11 protein-coding genes are annotated in these 15,070 nt (G+C 65.6%); 5 read left to right on the top strand and 6 right to left on the bottom strand.

Annotated features, from left to right (window positions below; all coding sequences use genetic code 11):
- Positions 1-109 precede the first annotated feature (109 nt).
- From secA to lnt, 3 genes are read left to right on the top strand one after another with little or no spacing between them, the layout of a single operon-like run.
- On the top strand, positions 110-3,091 hold the full coding sequence (secA, locus tag ESB00_RS15740; protein WP_129048747.1) for a preprotein translocase subunit SecA: 2,982 nt from the start codon (positions 110-112) through the stop codon (positions 3,089-3,091).
- A gap of 17 nt (positions 3,092-3,108) precedes the next feature.
- Positions 3,109-3,801, top strand: a complete 693-nt coding sequence (locus ESB00_RS15735; protein WP_129048746.1) for an HAD family hydrolase — start codon at positions 3,109-3,111, stop codon at positions 3,799-3,801.
- A gap of 2 nt (positions 3,802-3,803) precedes the next feature.
- Positions 3,804-5,462, top strand: a complete 1,659-nt coding sequence (gene lnt / locus ESB00_RS15730; RefSeq protein WP_129048745.1) for an apolipoprotein N-acyltransferase — start codon at positions 3,804-3,806, stop codon at positions 5,460-5,462.
- Here lnt and ESB00_RS15725 read toward each other — a convergent pair.
- From ESB00_RS15725 to ESB00_RS15715, 3 genes are all read right to left on the bottom strand, one after another.
- Complete coding sequence (locus ESB00_RS15725) at positions 5,459-6,544, bottom strand: lactonase family protein (RefSeq protein ID WP_129048744.1); 1,086 nt, start codon at positions 6,542-6,544, stop codon at positions 5,459-5,461. The two genes, lnt and ESB00_RS15725, sit on opposite strands and share 4 nt — an antisense overlap.
- Before the next feature lie 91 nt (positions 6,545-6,635).
- Entirely contained in the window at positions 6,636-7,523 is an 888-nt protein-coding gene (locus ESB00_RS15720; RefSeq protein WP_129048743.1) for a hypothetical protein, read from the bottom strand.
- 328 nt (positions 7,524-7,851) lie between these two features.
- Entirely contained in the window at positions 7,852-9,156 is a 1,305-nt protein-coding gene (locus tag ESB00_RS15715) for an acetyl-CoA hydrolase/transferase family protein (RefSeq protein ID WP_129048742.1), read from the bottom strand.
- A gap of 174 nt (positions 9,157-9,330) precedes the next feature.
- Between ESB00_RS15715 and ESB00_RS15710 the strand changes: the two genes are divergently transcribed.
- Positions 9,331-10,824 (top strand): butyryl-CoA:acetate CoA transferase, encoded by a 1,494-nt coding sequence (locus ESB00_RS15710; RefSeq protein WP_129048741.1) that lies wholly within the window; start codon positions 9,331-9,333, stop codon positions 10,822-10,824.
- Between the two features lie 189 nt (positions 10,825-11,013).
- On the opposite strand, the gene ESB00_RS15705 is transcribed toward ESB00_RS15710, so the two are convergent.
- Positions 11,014-11,595: a thymidine kinase gene (locus ESB00_RS15705; protein ID WP_129048740.1), complete on the bottom strand. Its 582-nt coding sequence runs from the start codon at positions 11,593-11,595 to the stop codon at positions 11,014-11,016.
- Between the two features lie 106 nt (positions 11,596-11,701).
- On the opposite strand from ESB00_RS15705, the gene ESB00_RS15700 reads away from it, so the two are divergent.
- Complete coding sequence (locus ESB00_RS15700) at positions 11,702-11,947, top strand: hypothetical protein (RefSeq protein WP_129048739.1); 246 nt, start codon at positions 11,702-11,704, stop codon at positions 11,945-11,947.
- Between the two features lie 206 nt (positions 11,948-12,153).
- Here the strand turns inward: ESB00_RS15700 and ESB00_RS15695 are convergent, their stop codons facing one another.
- Both ESB00_RS15695 and ESB00_RS15690 read right to left on the bottom strand, forming a co-directional pair.
- The gene (locus ESB00_RS15695; RefSeq protein WP_129048738.1) at positions 12,154-13,113 is read right to left on the bottom strand and encodes a thiamine pyrophosphate-dependent enzyme; all 960 of its coding nucleotides are present in this window, start codon (positions 13,111-13,113) and stop codon (positions 12,154-12,156) included.
- A gap of 43 nt (positions 13,114-13,156) precedes the next feature.
- Positions 13,157-15,025, bottom strand: coding sequence for a 2-oxoacid:acceptor oxidoreductase subunit alpha (locus tag ESB00_RS15690; RefSeq protein WP_129048737.1), 1,869 nt, complete (start codon positions 15,023-15,025; stop codon positions 13,157-13,159).
- Positions 15,026-15,070: the final 45 nt, after the last annotated feature.

Here is a 15,070-nt window from a genome sequence, read left to right as displayed (position 1 = left end):
CCATGAAGAAATTTCTCGCATCCACTGGTTTTCAACGATTTGTGCGCGTCTGCCCGGTGGATTTGCCATTTGCCAAGCCTAGCCCGGACGCTTTCATTCGTCCCTTCCCATGCTCAGTTTTATTCTCAAGAAATTCGCCGGCAGGCATCACCGCAAGTACATCGACAAGTGCCGGCCCATCGTCGCCCGCATCAACGAGTTTGAGCTGCAATACCAGAATCTGACCGAGGAGCAGCTGCGCGCCAAGACCGACGAGTTCCGTGCGCGCCTCAAGCAGGGTGAATCCCTCGACCAGATTCTGCCCGAGGCCTTTGCCGCGGTGAAAAACGCCGCCCGCCGCCTGTGCGGTCGTCCGGTGATCGTGTGCGACCACGAACTGAAATGGGACATGGTCCACTTCGACGTCCAGCTCATCGGCGGTATCACCCTGCACGAGGGCCGTATCGCCGAGATGGCGACCGGCGAGGGCAAGACCCTCGTCGCCACGCTGCCGCTCTACCTGAACGCCCTAACCGGCAAGAATGCCCAGCTCGTCACGGTCAACGACTACCTGGCCCGCCGCGACTCCGAGTGGATGGGCTACCTCTACAATTTCCTCGGCCTCACCGTCGGCTGCATCCAGCAGCAGATGCACTCCGAGCAGCGTCGCGAGATGTATGCCCGCGACATCACCTATGGCACCGCCTCGGAGTTCGGCTTCGACTACCTGCGCGACAACGGCATGGCCACGCGCAAGGAGAACCAGGTACAGCGCGACCATTTCTACTGCATCGTGGACGAGATTGACTCGATCCTCGTGGACGAGGCGCGCACGCCGCTGATCATCTCCGGCCCGGCGCCCATCGAGCGGGAGCAACCCTTCACCCGCCTCAAGCCCGGAGTCGAACGCCTCGTCGCCGACCAGCTCCGGCTTATCAACCGGCTGGTCAAGGAAGCCAGCGATCTGCTTGAGAAGAAGGATGCCACCGCCGAGGACAAGCAGGCCGCCGCCCTCAAGATGCTCCAGGTGAAGCTGGGCATGCCCAAGAACAAGCAGCTCCTCCGCCTCCAGGAGAATCCCGACTGGCGCAAGCTCCTCGACAAGACCGACGTCGAGATGCACTCCGACTTCAACAAGGACGAGCTCTACAAATACAAGGAGGAGCTGTTCTTCAGCATCGACGAGAAAAACCATCAGGCCGACCTGACCGAGCTGGGGCGCAAGAAGCTCCGTCCCGATGATCCCGACGCCTTCGTGTTGCCGGATCTGGCCACGCTCTTCATCGAAATCGAAAAGGACGCCGGCAAGACCCCCGAGGAGAAGGAGCAGGCCAAGCGTGACGCCCAGTCGCGCTACGAGGTCGTCTCCGAGGACATTCACGCCCTCTCCCAGCTGCTCCGTGCCTACTCGATCTACGAGCGCGACGTCGAATACGTCGTGCAGGAAGGCAAGGTCGTCATCGTGGACGAGAACACCGGCCGCATCATGGCCGGCCGCCGCTGGTCCGACGGCCTGCACCAGGCGGTCGAGGCCAAGGAAAACGTCACCATCGAGCGCGAGACCCGCACCTACGCCACGGTCACGATCCAGAACTACTTCCGCATGTATGAAAAGCTGGCGGGCATGACCGGCACCGCCGAGACCGAGGCCACGGAGTTCAACGAGATCTACCGCCTCGCCGTCACGCAGATCCCGACCAACAAGCCCTGCATCCGCATCGACCAGAACGACTCGATCTTCAAGACCCGCCGCGACAAATACAACGCGGTCGTGAAGCAGATCCAGGAGGCCAACCAGCGCGGCCAGCCGGTGCTGGTCGGCACCGTGACGGTCGAGCAGTCCGAGGTGCTCAGCCGCATGCTCAAGCGGGCCGGCGTCATCCACACCGTGCTCAACGCCAAGTTCCACCAGCAGGAGGCCGAGATTGTCTCCCGCGCCGGCCAGCGCGGCTCCGTGACCATCGCCACCAACATGGCGGGTCGCGGCACGGACATCAAACTCGGCGAGGGTGTGCGCGAACTCGGCGGCCTCTTCGTTGTCGGCACCGAGCGCCATGAATCCCGCCGCATCGACCGCCAGCTGCGCGGCCGCTGCTCGCGTCAGGGCGACCCGGGCCAGACCAAGTTCTTCCTGTCCCTGGAGGACGACCTCATGCGCCTCTTCCTCCAGGGCAACCTGGCGTCCAAGATCATGGAAGGTTCGATGAAGGAGGGCGAGGAGCTGGAGCACAAATGGCTCAATTACTCGATCGAGTCGGCCCAGAAGAAGGTCGAGCAGCAGAACTTCGCCATCCGCAAGCGCCTCTTGCAATACGACGACGTGCTGAACAAGCAGCGCGAGGTCATCTACGGCATCCGCAACGGTGCACTGCACAGCGAGCGGCCCAAGGACATCATCTTCGAGATGATCGAGGAAGAGATCGCGAACCGCCTCGAGACCGCCAATTACAACGGCAAGGGCGCCGCCTCTTCCGACCTCGAGGCCCTCGTTGGCTGGCTGAACTCCCACTTCCCGATCAGCGCCAAGGTCGAGGAACTCAAGGGCGACGCCGAATCGCTCCTCAAGGCGATCGTCGAGCGCATCCGTGGGGCTTACGCCCTCAAGGAGTCGGTCGAGGACCAGCAGGCGCTCGGCGGCCTTGAGCGCTACATCGTGATCAACGCCATCGACCATCATTGGCAGGAGCACCTGACCGAGATGGAGGAGCTGCGCCGCTCGATCGGCCTGCGTTCCTATGGCCAGAAGGATCCTCTCTCCGAATACAAGGGCGAGGCCTTCCGCTTTTTCGAGGAGCTGATGAACAACGTGCGGCTCCAGATCTGCACGAGTCTCTTCCGCTCCGCGACCAACCGCGACGCCTTCGAAAACCTCTTCGCCATCCTCTCGCGTTCCGCCCGCATGCAGGGTCCGGCCGCCGCCCCCACCGCGCTCAGCGCCGCCGCCCAGGCCACGGCTCCCGCCGGTGAGGCCCCGTCTGCCGCCTCCGCGCCGGCCGAGCAGGAGATCAAGCTGCCCGCTGTCACGATCCGCCGCGAGACCCCCAAGGTCGGCCGCAACGACCCGTGCCCCTGCGGCTCCGGCAAAAAGTTCAAGAACTGCCACGGGGTCTGAGCGCCCGCTCCGCCGCCATGATCCGCATCATCGGTTTCGACGCCGACGACACGCTCTGGCGCAACGAGGACATCTTCGAGCACGCGCATGCCCGTTATCGTGCGCTGCTCGCCCGATACCACCCGGCGGCCGAGGTGGATCGTGTGCTCTTTGCCACCGAGATGCGCAACCTCGGCCTCTACGGCTACGGCGTGAAGGGCTTCACCCTCAGCTGCGTCGAGACGGCGGTTGAGCTGTCGCAGGGCCGGATCACCGGCCGGGAAATCGCCGAGATTATTGCCACCGGCCGCGAGATGCTCTCGCACCCGGTCGAATTGCTGGCGGGAGTCGCCGAGGTGGTGCCGCAGCTCGCGCGCGACTACCGCCTGCTGCTCATCACCAAGGGCGACCTGCAGCACCAGGAACGCAAGATTGCCGCCTCGGGGCTCGCCGGGCATTTCCATGCGGTGGAAATCGTCAGCGAGAAGGACGGTCCCGCCTATGACCGCATCCGGCAGCGGCACGCGCTCTCCTGGGCGGAGTTTGCGATGGTGGGCAATTCGCTGAAGTCCGACATCCTGCCCGTGCTCCGGCTCGGCGGCGCGGGCGTGCATGTTCCGTATCACCTCACCTGGCAGCACGAGCACGTGGAGGAGGTGCCTCTCGACCAGCCGCGCTTTCGCCGCGTCGAGCGGTTGGCCGACCTGCCAGCCGTCGTGGCCGGGCTTTGAGCATGACGACTCCCGACAATAGCTCCGACCCCTACGCGCCGCGGCCCACAATCTGGCAACGGCATCCGCAACTGGTGTGGGGGCTGGCGGTGTTCGTGTGGACGGCGGTCTTCACGGTGATGGCCTTCCCGCCGGCCAATGGCGGCGAGGCCGCCTACATTTTTGCGCTGCCGGCGCTGCTGTGGGCCTACCGCAAGCCGGCTTTGAAAGCCTACGCCCTGGCGGTGCTCGGCTCGCAGGTCGTGGCCTGGACCATTCTGCTCGGCTGGCTGCATCATGTCACCTGGGCCGGTCTGCTTCTGCTCGGGCCATTTGTCGGGTTGCTCGTTGGGTCGTGGTTCCTCGCTGCCTGGTGGGTGATTCCCAAGCTGGCGGGTCACCGCGCGATGATCCGGATCTTCGCCTTGCTCGGCCTAGCGGCGTTCTGGGTCCTGCTGGAATGGTTGCGCAGCGTGCTTTTCGGCGGGTTCCCCTGGCTCCCGCTCGCGGCGAGCCAGTGGCAGCGGCCGCTGATCCTGCAGAGCGCCTCGTTCGCCGGGGCCTGGTCCGTGAGCTATGTGCTGATCATGTTCAACGCCGGCGTGGCGGCCTACGCCCACCGCATTTTCTTCGAGGGAGCGACCGGTCTGCGCAAGCGCAGTCCCGAGTTCATGGCGGCGCTCACGCTGCTCGTGTTCACCTCCTTTCCCTTTCTCGGCGGGATGACCGGGGTGCAACCGACGCGGCTGGCCCGCGTGGCGCTCGTTCAGCCCTACATTCCCCAAAACCAAAAGTGGGACGCGCGCTTTGCCACGGATGTGCTCCAGACGCTGGAAAAGGTCACGCTGGCGGCGAACGACAAGGGTTCACCCGACTTCATCGTCTGGCCCGAAGCGGTGACGCCGTGGCCGCTGCATCTCGACCCGAATGTGCAGCCGTGGCTGGAGTCGCTGACGCGCCGCACCGGCAAACCCCTGCTCATGGGGTCGGTGGCGGCCAGCCTGCCCGGTGATGCACCGGACACCTGGCGCAACGGTGCCTTCCTGGTTGATCCGGTGGCGGGATTGACCGAGGCTGGTTACACTAAGCGCAAACTGGTCCCCTTCGGGGAATATGTGCCGCTGCGTTCGGTTTTCGGCTGGTTGGAGAAGGTGACACCGATCGGCGGCGACTTCATCCCGGGAGTCTCGGCCGCCCCGGTGGCCGCGCCGGTAGGACCCTCCCGCGTGCCGGTCGGCGTGTTGATTTGCTACGAGGATATCTTTCCCGGACTGGCCCGCGAAAGTGTGTTGTCCGGGGCTGAGCTGCTGGCCGTGTTGACGAACAACGCGTGGTTCGGCGAGGGTGGGGCGGCCTACCAACACGCGGCCCACTCGGTGCTCCGCGCGGTGGAGAACCGCCGTCCGGTGCTTCGGGTCGGCAACGGCGGCTGGAGCGGCTGGATCGACGAGCACGGCCGCATTCGCAACACCCTGCGCAACGACGAGGGCAGCGTTTATTTCCGCGGCGCACAGACCGTCACGATCAACCGTGACGCACACTGGCGCGGGCAGCAGACCTTCTATACCCGGCACGGCGACTGGTTCGTGGCCCTTTGCGTGGCCCTGGTGATTGGCGGCTACTACCGGGTCCTGACCCTGAGGCCCGCTCCGCTCCGGCCAGCAGGGGAATCGGTGTTTTAGGGGGCGAACAGTACGCACACGGCCTGCGGTACCTTCAAGGTCTGCGCGGTGCGGGTGAGGCGACCGGAGCTGGCGTCGCGCGCGAAGACGGTGACGTTGTCGCTGTCCTTGTTGCCGCACACGAGCCAGCGGCCGTCGGGGGAAAGGTTGAAGTTGCGCGGGTGTTTGCCGCCGGTGGGCACGCGCTCGACGAAGGTCAGCTTGCCGGTGGCGGCGTCGCGGGCGAAGACCACAACGCTGTCGTGGCCTCGGTTGGAGCCATAAACGAAGTGTTCGTCGGGGCTGAGGCGGATCTCGGCGCAGGTGTTTTCGCCGGTGAACTCCGCCGGCAGCGTGGCGACGACCTGCACGCGGGTGAGCGCGCCGCTGGCTGCATCGACGCTGAAGGTTTCGATGCTGCCGTTCAGCTCGCCGATAACGTAGAGGAATTGGCCATCCTTGGTGAAACGGCTGTGGCGCGGGCCGGCACCGGGGACGGTGGCGGCTGTGCCGGCCGGCGTGAGCGTGGCCGCGGCGGGGTCGAGCTTGTAGTGGAAAACTCGGTCGAGCCCGAGGTCGCAGACATAAACGAAGCGGTTGTCGGGCGAGAAATTGACCGAGTGCGGGTGGGGCTTGTCCTGCCGCTTGGTGTTGGGGCCGAGCTGGCCGGTGTGCGGGAGCAGGCTGGTGCGGGCGCCGAGCGAGCCGTCGGGCCTGAGCGGGAAGGAGGCGACGTAGCTGCCATGGTAACTGATGACGGCGGCGGTGCGGCCGGTGGCGTCCACGCCGACATGGGCGAGACCGACATCGCCGGTCGGTTCGGTGTTGAGCTTGGTCAGGGTGCCGGCGGCCGGGTCGTAGCGATAGGCCGTGAGCGCACCGCCGGCCTTGCCGTTAACCGTACCGCTCTCGCTCAGGGCATAAAGCGTGCGGCCGTCGGGGTGCCACGCGAGGAAGGTCGGGTTGGGCGTCTCGGCCATGAGCACCGGCTCACTGAGCATGCCGGTAGCGGGGTCCAGCCGCACGGCGTAGATGCCGCGGCTTTCGCCGCCGGCCGGGGTGTAGGTGCCGAGGAAGATGAGCAGGCTGGTGGCGAGGGTCATCACTGGGGAAGAGAGGGCGAATCGCCCCGTCTTGGCAAGGGTTGGCTGGTCTCGCCGCGAGACCCTGTGCGGCCGGTTTCATCACTTCGCACTACCTCGGCGGTCTCTCCCCGGTTGATTTGGTCTTCGTCCCGGGCAATGCCCCAGGTTGGAACTTCGCGTCGGATCGCGCCCGCTGCAATGCCTCCCTGTCAGGCATCTGCGTGTAATGGAGGCCTGCCAACCCCGGAAGGGCGACGCTGACCTCAACGATCTGACCGGCCTGTCGCCCTTTCAACGAGAGGTGCTCGGGTCCGGGCGTAAGTGGAAAGAACACACTGCCGCTGATGCTGGCCCCCGGCGCCAGTTCGATCGGAAGGCGCAAGCATCGCCGGTTGAATTCTGCCTGGACCAACTTCCGGTTCTTCGGATCGATGAGCAGTTTGTTCACGGCCAGCACCGGCGAGGCGGCCATCACGATCACGGGAGTTCCGTAGATCAGCAGCGGCGCCGCGACCGGCACGGTTGCCAGTGCCAGACCGGTAGCTCCGCCGCCAACTTGCGCCGCCAGTGTCTTCCGGGGGTGTGCACTTGCAAATGCCGAGGCGGGCAACCCCAGGCTGATCAAGTATCGCTCCTGCTTGCGGCCAGCTTTGTCCAGCTCCCATGGATCGCTGCCCGATGCCACGGAGCGGGCGAGGATGTCGTGCAGATAAGCCCCAGAGATGGTCAGGGATTCCCCGCTGTGGTTCGTTAGTAGCACCAGATACTCATCCCAGAAGGCCTCTCGCTTCCAGGCGCCGGGACTGTCGAAAGTGATCAATCCGGTCACCGTCAGCTCAATGGGGCCCGCGACGGCCTTGAGTTCCATCGGCACCATCGGCTGCCCCGACTTGGAGCTGATGAGCTGATAGTTTGAAGACCCGCAACCGGGACCAATCAGGGCGCCCAGCGACAGCAGCAGGCAGACCGGGAGCGTCGTGAACGCATTGCCTGGCATCCGCCGGACCTGACTTCGGCTCCTGCCCGTCGCTCCCGGTTCAGCGGGTATTGGCTGGGATCGGACGCCCGGCACAGGTGTCGCGCGGTGCATGTTGCCATGCTTGTGCGCAGTCCCGGGGTGGTCGAAGCGCAATGCTTCGCAATTCTTGCGATAAGTCGGATTTCTAGGCGGCGCGCGAGGTCCCGAATTACCGGTGCTCCCAAGGAACGGGCAGAAGCAGAATCTTGGCGGGGCTCAGCACACGGTGGCTGTTCCGGTCAGGTAGCAGCACCCGTGCTCGCGATCCGTCCGGTCAGCGTTACCCGCAGGGTCGGGTCGGCCAGAACTAGGCCAGCGTGAAGTGCCGGCGCTCGTTCAGGTCGCGGCGCAGCTCGGCGCGGAAATCGGGGTGGGCGATGGAGATCAAGGCTTCGCCGCGCTCGCGCAGGGTCCGGCCGTGCAGGTTGACCGCGCCGTACTCGGTGATGACCCAGTGGACGTGGCCGCGGGTGGTGACGACGCCGGCGCCGGGGGCGAGCTGCGGGGCGATGCGCGAGACCTTGCCGCCCATCGCGAGCGCAGGCAGCGCGATGATGGGCTTGCCGCCGGGCGAGAGGGCCGCACCGCGGATGAAGTCCATCTGGCCGCCGATGCCGGAATAGATGCGGTCGCCGATGGAGTCGGCGCAGACCTGGCCGGTGAGATCAATCTGGATGGCGGAGTTGATGGCGACGACCTTGGGGTTCTTGCGGATCACCGAGGTGTCGTTGGTCCAGTCGCAGGGGTAGAAATGCACGAGCGGGTTGTCGTGGACGAAATCGAAGAGCCGCTGCGAGCCGTTGATGAAGCTGGTGAGGATGCGGCCCTGCCCGACTTCCTTGAAGCGGTTGGTGACGGCGCCGGCTTCGACGAGATCCACGATGCGGTCGGAGAACATCTCGGTGTGGATGCCCAGGTCGCGCTTGCCTTTCATGCGGCTGAGCGCGGCGTCGGGGATGCCGCCGATGCCCATCTGGAGGGTGGAGCCATCCTCGACCAGATCCGCGATGATTTCGCCGATCCGCGCCTCGACGGGAGACTCGGCCTCGACGTGATGGCCATGGAGCGGGCGGTTCGTGGCGATGAAGGCGTCCACGCGGCTGAACGGCACGACGTTGTTGCCGTGGGTGCGGGGCATACGCTCGTTGATCTCGGCGATGATCAGCTTGGCGGTCTCGAAAGCGGCCTTGGCGGCGTCGCAGGAGGTGCCTAGCGAGCAGAGCCCGTTGCGGTCTGGCGGCGAAAGCTGGAGCAACGCGACATCGAGCTTCACCTGCCCGGAGAGGAACAAATCCGGGATGTCCGACAGGAAAATCGGCACGAAGTCCGCGCGGCCTTCCTTCACCGCGGCCCGGAGCGGCGCGCCGGTGAACAGCGAGATGGAGCGGAATTCCTTTTCGCGGCCGGGCTCGGCGAAGGGCGCGGGGCCGTTGGTGTGCAGGTGCCAGAGGCGCACGCCTTCCAGGTCGCGCCGCGCGGCGAGAGCCTCGACCAGCGGGGTGGGCGTGGCGGCGGCACCGTGGATGAAAATATTTGCACCGCTGCGGATCGGGGCAACGGCATCGGCCGCGGAAACGGCCCGGCTGAACCAGGGAGAAGGGGTGGGGGGCATGGCAACGGCCGGCAGTCTGGCCGGCGGACGACCGGAGGCGAATCCCTAAATGCCCGGATAGCCCCGCTCCGGCCAAGATGCGCACGGCGTGCGCCAAGACCTGCGCAGCAACGGATGCGCATCTTTGCGACACTGTCGGCCCACGCCCTCGCGGGCGAATCCCATACCCGCCTCATGAAGTATCCATTTCCCACCCTGACGGCCGACGAGGCCGCCGCCCTCATCAACGACAAGGACACCATCGGCTTCGGTGGCTTCACCGCCGCCGGCGCCTGCAAGGTGATCCCTCCCGCCATCGCCGTTCGGGCCAAGGCCGAACACGCCGCCGGCCGCCCCTTCAAGCTCGGCGTCATCACCGGGGCCTCGACGGGCAAGTCCCTCGACGGCGCCCTCGCCGAGGCCGAGGCCATCGCCTGGCGCACACCCTACCAGTCGGACCCGACGCTCCGGAAGTCCATCAACGAGGGCAAAACCCAGTTCTTCGACCTGCACCTCTCCGCGGTTCAGCCGGCGGTGCGCAGCGGTGTGCTCGGCAAGGTCAACTGGGCCATCCTCGAGGCGAGCCATGTGACTGCACAGGGCGAGATCGTCCTGACCACTGCGGTGGGCTGCGCCAATACCTTTGCGCGGGTGGCGGACAAAATCCTCATCGAGCTCAACGCCCACCATCCGGGCGACCTCATGGGCTTCCACGATCTCTTTGAGCCGGCCGATCCACCGCGCCGTCGTGCCATCCCGGTCTATGCCCCGACCGACCGCATCGGTGCGAGCTTCATCAAGGTGAATCCGGCCAAGATTGCGGGTGTCGTGCTGACCAACTGCCCCGACGAGTCCGGCGGCTTCGATGCGCCCGACGAGGTCACGAACCGGATCGGCGCGAATGTCGCCGGCTTCCTCGCCAACGAAATCAAGGTCGGCCGCCTGCCCGAATCCTTTCTGCCGTTGCAGTCAGGTGTCGGCAACATCGCCAACGCCGTCATCGGTGCGCTCGGCTCCAATCCCGGCATTCCGCCTTTCATGATGTATACGGAGGTGCTGCAGGACTCGGTCATCAACCTCCTCCAGTCGGGCAAGTGCGCCTTCGCCAGCAGCTGCTCGCTCACGCTCAGCCCGGATCGGTTGAAGGAGTTCTACGCCAACCTCGAGTATTTTCGCTCCCGCGTCGTGCTGCGGCCGCAGGAAATTTCCAACAGTCCCGAGATCGTGCGCCGCCTCGGCCTCATCACGATCAACACAGCCATCGAGGTGGATCTGTTCGGCAACGTTAACAGCACGCACGTCATGGGCCGCGACCTCATGAACGGAATCGGCGGCTCCGGCGACTTCACCCGCAACGCCCATGTCTCAATCTACACGTGCCCGTCCGTCGCCAAGGGCGGCAAGATCAGCACGATCGTGCCGTTTGTGACCCACCTCGACCACAGCGAGCACTCGGTGCAGGTGGTCGTGACGGAGCACGGCGTCGCCGATCTGCGCGGCAAGTCCCCCGGCGAGCGCGCCGCGCTCATGATCGAGAAATGCGTGCACCCGGAGTATCGCGACACGCTCCGCGCCTACCTCGGCGCCTCCGGCAAAGGCCACGTCCAGCAGACCCTGCACAACGCCTTCGGCATGCACCTCGCCTTCCTCGAGCAGGGCGACATGCGGAAGGTGAAGTGGCGGGAGTAGGTGTATTCAGGCGTAGCCGCGCTTGAGTCCCGCTTCGCGGGACGAAAGCGTGGTTTGAGCAATCGCTGGCAACCACGTTGTCGCCGTTTCGACAAGCTCAAGGACCCGAGCCTGTCGAGGGACTGCGCTCCAACGCGGCTACGAGATAGATGAACTCGAGCCGGCCGGTCGGAGACCCGCCCTACCGCCTCACGCCTGCGCCAGCGCTTCCTTGTAGTGCCGTCGGCACATGGCCACGTAACGGTCGTTGCCGCCGATCTCGACTTGGGCGCCTTCCTTGACCGCCCGGCCGTCGCCGGCAATACGCAGGTTCATGGTGGCCTTGCGGCCGCAGTGGCAGATGGTTTTCAGCTCGATCAGGTCGTCGGCCAGCGCCAGCAGGGCCGCGCTGCCGGGAAACAACTGGGCCTGGAAATCGGTGCGCAGGCCGTAGCACAGCACGGGGATGCGCAGCTGGTCGGCGATGTCGGTGCATTGCTCGACCTGCCGGCGGGTAAGAAACTGTGCCTCGTCGATCAGCACGCAGGCGACGGGTTGGGCGGCGTGCGCGGCCTTGGCGTGCTGCAGCAGGTCCTCGTCAGGCTGTAGCGCAAGGGCCTGCGCCTCAAGGCCGATGCGCGACTTGATGACGCCCGCGCCAGCTCGGGTGTCGATGGCCGGGATGAAGCACAGGGTGCGCATGCCGCGTTCGTGGTAGTTGTGGGACGCCTGCAGCAGCACCGTCGATTTACCGGCGTTCATGGCCGAGTAGTAGAAATAAACCTTCGACATGCGGTGAAAGCCAAGCGGGTTGCCTGTAAACAGGCCAACAAAAAGCCGGCGGAATTAATTTCGCGGCGGGCTGTGCCGATAACAGGTGAGATTTTTCCTCCACCCCATGGCCTTCGACCCCGTCCTCTTCCGTCAGCTCCCGGTGATCCAGAAGATCATCGCCGACGAGACGTGGCTGGAATCCGAGCGACGCGGGTGCCCGGTGCCGCCGGATGATCCGGTGGTGAAGGAACATGTCTGCGACATCGTGCTGCGCATCGGCGCCTCGCTGCGGGAAGCCCTCACGGTTGAACTGGCCGATGCACCCCAGAAGGTGCCGTTCGACGATGATCACACGCCGCACGCGGCGTGAGGGCAGAAAGTGTTTTCTCCTGTCATCCTGAACGCAGCGAAGGATCCAGAAGGAAGTGCGGTTGCTAGTATGTCACTGGATTTGAGCCCTGTCGCCTCCGGCTCGGTAGCCCTCGCTGCGCTCAGAAAGGCAGGCATAAAAAAGGGCGGGATCAGCGATCCCGCCCTACAAAGAGGCGGCCCAGCTGGAGCTGGGCCCTCCAGCGTTTAGCGCATCCGCGCGAATGTCTTGGAGAGCAGGTCGAGGTCGCTTGCGTTCTTGGTCTTCTCGCGGGTGGTGGCGATGAGCTTCTGCTCCAGGGCGTTCTTGGTCGGACGCGTCTTGTTCTCGTAGAAGATGCCGAACTTGCCGGGCCAGGCCTCGGAGGCGAGTTTGTAGGCCGCGATCTCGTCGGAGGGGTCGTGGCGGGCGGCATCCTCGGGGGTGCCGTCGTTCTTCTTGAGTTCGATGACCGGCCAGACGCCGCCTTTGCGCGGGACGGCCGCGTCAAAGGCGCCTTCGAAGAATTCGACGCACTCGGAGAGGATCTCGACCACGGAGAAGCCATCGTGCAGCGCGGCCTTGTGCATCATGTCCACCATGTGGTTGACCTGCGTGGCGTGCGAGCGGGCGATGAAAGTGGCGCCGCTGTTGAGGAGCGAGCGCATCGGGTTGATCGGCTGGTCGATCGCGCCCCAGGGATCGGTCTTGGACTTGAAGCCGAGCGGGGAGGTGGGGGAGGTCTGCTTCTTCGTCAGGCCATAGACGGAGTTGTCCATGATGACGTAGGTGATGCGGACGTTCTTGCGGGCGGTGTGGACGAGGTGGTTTCCGCCGATGGAGAAGCCGTCGCCGTCGCCGCCGAAGACGAAGACGTGCAGGTCGTCGCGGCCGAGCGAAATGCCCGCGGCGAAAGGCAGGGCGCGACCGTGGATGTAGTGGCCGCCGTGGGTGTTGACGAAGTAGGGGAAGCGCGACGAGCAGCCGATGCCCGCGAAGGTCACGATTTTTTCCTGCGGGTAGTTGAGCTTCTCGAGGACCTTGTAGAAGGAGGCCAGCACGGCGAAGTCACCGCAGCCGGGGCACCACGTCGGGTGGTCGGCGGTCAGGGTTTTCTTCGTGAGCGGGGCGCGCGGGGCGTCGGGGGAAATCGCGACGGGGGCGGGGGTGGCAGCGGGGGCGGACATGAGAATTTCGATTTTGGATTATTGATTTTCGATTGGTCCGGGCTCAGGCGCGGGGCGTGACGGCGAGGATGCTCTGTTTGCGCATGCCGATGGTGGAGTCGGGCAGGTCAATCTTCTTGGCGACGCGTTCGACGATCTCGCTGACCTTCCAGGTGAGGCCGTCGGTCTTGGTGATGCTGCTGATGGCCGGGTTGGCGAAGCAGCCGCGGAGCAGCGTGGCGAGCTGACCGTAGCCGTAGAGACCCTCGTCGTTGATTTCGACCACGAGGATGTGCTTGTAGCGGGCGAAGGTCTGATCGAGGCCGGGGGCCAGCGGGTGCAGGTGGCGCATCTGCATGTGGGCGGCCTTGACGCCGGCGTGGCGCAGGCGGCCCATCGCCTCGCGGATCGGGCCGTAGGTGCAACCCCAGCCGATGAGGAGCACGTCGCCGGAGTCGTCGCCGGCGAGTTCGGGCGCGGGCAGGGAGTTGGCGACGGCCTTGATCTTCTCGCGTCGCTTCTCGGTCATCTTGGTGTGCAGCGCCGGGCTGGCCGTGGGATGGCCGTGCTCGTCGTGCTCGAGGCCGGTCACAGTCGGGTATTTGCCCGAGGTCATGATCGAGCCCGGAGGCGCGTGGCGGGTCATGCCACCGAGCGGGTAGGGTTTGAACTCCGGCGGGCGCGGGCTCGTGTCGGGTTTCACCTCGACCATGAGCTTCTTAAGGTCGGGCTCCTCGAAAGCCTCGATGCGGGTCGCGATGGCCTGGTCGGTGAGGATGATGACCGGGGTGCTGAAGTCGCGGGCGATGCGGCCGGCCTCGAGGGCAAGGTAGAAGCAGTCCTCGACGTTCTTGGGGGCGAGCACGACGCGCGGGGCGTCGCCGTGGGAGCCGTAGATGGCCTGCATCAGGTCGCTCTGCTCGATGTTGGTCGGCAGGCCGGTGGAGGGGCCGCCGCGCTGGACGTTGATGACGATGAGCGGCAGCTCGGCCATGGTGGCCCAGCCGAGGGCTTCCATCTTGAGCGAGAGGCCGGGACCGGAGCTGCCGGTGATGGAGAGGTGGCCGCCGTAGGCGAAACCGAGCGCGGTGGAGGCCGCGGCGATCTCGTCCTCGCACTGCACGAAGATACCGCCGTATTTCGGCAGCTCGGTGCGGAGAGTTTCCATGATCGAGGACCACGGCGTGATCGGGTAACCGGCGCCGTAGCGGACGCCGGCCGCGAGCAGGCCGTAGGCGAGGACGGAGTTGCCGTCGCCCGTTACCTGCGGGCGTGCCCCGGGGGCGGCGCCGGCGGATTTTTCGAGGCGGTAGAGGCAGTTGCGCAGGCTCTCGGCCGGGTAGGCGTAGCCGGCGTCGAAGGCCAGCATGGCGTTTCGCACGATGTCCTCGTTCTTGCCGGCGAAGCGTTCCTTGATGAGCTGCGCGAGCTTCGGCACCTCAAGGTCGAACATGCGGGCGAGCAGGCCGAGCACGTAGATGTTCTTCCCCTTCTCCTTGGAGTTGCCGCCGACGGCCTCGACCGTGGCGCTCGTGAACGGCACGCCGACGGCGGTGACGGTGCGGTCATCGGGGTCGGGCTTCACGTGGTCGGAGTCGTAGAGCAGCACGCCACCCGGACGGAGCGAGGCGCGGTGGCTGTCGTAGCTGTGCTGATAGAAGGCCACCAGCACGTCGGCACGGTCACCGGCCGACAGGATGTCGCCGGAGCCCATGCGGACCTGGAAGATGGACGGGCCGCCCGAGATGGTGGACGGGATCGTCATGTAGGTCATCACGTCCTGGTCGGAACGGCCGGCGAGGCGGGCGAGGAAGCCGCCGACGGCCTGAATGCCGTCCTGCGAGTTGCCGGCGAGGCGGATGACTACATCGGGAATGGTGGTGGCGGACGACGCAGAGGCGTCGGTCGCCGCGGGGGAGTTCGGGCTGACCATGATAAGGGGTAGGAAAGTGCTCAGACTAGACCCGTAAGGTCGTTT

This window comes from Oleiharenicola lentus, assembly GCF_004118375.1.
Classification (GTDB): Bacteria; Verrucomicrobiota; Verrucomicrobiia; order Opitutales; family Opitutaceae; genus Lacunisphaera; species Lacunisphaera lenta.
Note: the sequence above shows the minus strand (reverse complement) of the source record. Positions and strands in the feature narration are given on the sequence as shown.

Excerpts from the sequence above, each read along its gene's own strand:
- secA (WP_129048747.1), top strand. The coding sequence starts at position 110 with ATGCTCAGTTTTATTCTCAAGAAATTCGCCGGCAGGCATCACCGCAAG.
- ESB00_RS15735 (WP_129048746.1), top strand. The coding sequence starts at position 3,109 with ATGATCCGCATCATCGGTTTCGACGCCGACGACACGCTCTGGCGCAAC.
- lnt (WP_129048745.1), top strand. The coding sequence starts at position 3,804 with ATGACGACTCCCGACAATAGCTCCGACCCCTACGCGCCGCGGCCCACA.
- ESB00_RS15725 (WP_129048744.1), bottom strand. The coding sequence starts at position 6,544 with ATGACCCTCGCCACCAGCCTGCTCATCTTCCTCGGCACCTACACCCCG.
- ESB00_RS15720 (WP_129048743.1), bottom strand. The coding sequence starts at position 7,523 with ATGCCAGGCAATGCGTTCACGACGCTCCCGGTCTGCCTGCTGCTGTCG.
- ESB00_RS15715 (WP_129048742.1), bottom strand. The coding sequence starts at position 9,156 with ATGCCCCCCACCCCTTCTCCCTGGTTCAGCCGGGCCGTTTCCGCGGCC.
- ESB00_RS15710 (WP_129048741.1), top strand. The coding sequence starts at position 9,331 with ATGAAGTATCCATTTCCCACCCTGACGGCCGACGAGGCCGCCGCCCTC.
- ESB00_RS15705 (WP_129048740.1), bottom strand. The coding sequence starts at position 11,595 with ATGTCGAAGGTTTATTTCTACTACTCGGCCATGAACGCCGGTAAATCG.
- ESB00_RS15700 (WP_129048739.1), top strand. The coding sequence starts at position 11,702 with ATGGCCTTCGACCCCGTCCTCTTCCGTCAGCTCCCGGTGATCCAGAAG.
- ESB00_RS15695 (WP_129048738.1), bottom strand. The coding sequence starts at position 13,113 with ATGTCCGCCCCCGCTGCCACCCCCGCCCCCGTCGCGATTTCCCCCGAC.
- ESB00_RS15690 (WP_129048737.1), bottom strand. The coding sequence starts at position 15,025 with ATGGTCAGCCCGAACTCCCCCGCGGCGACCGACGCCTCTGCGTCGTCC.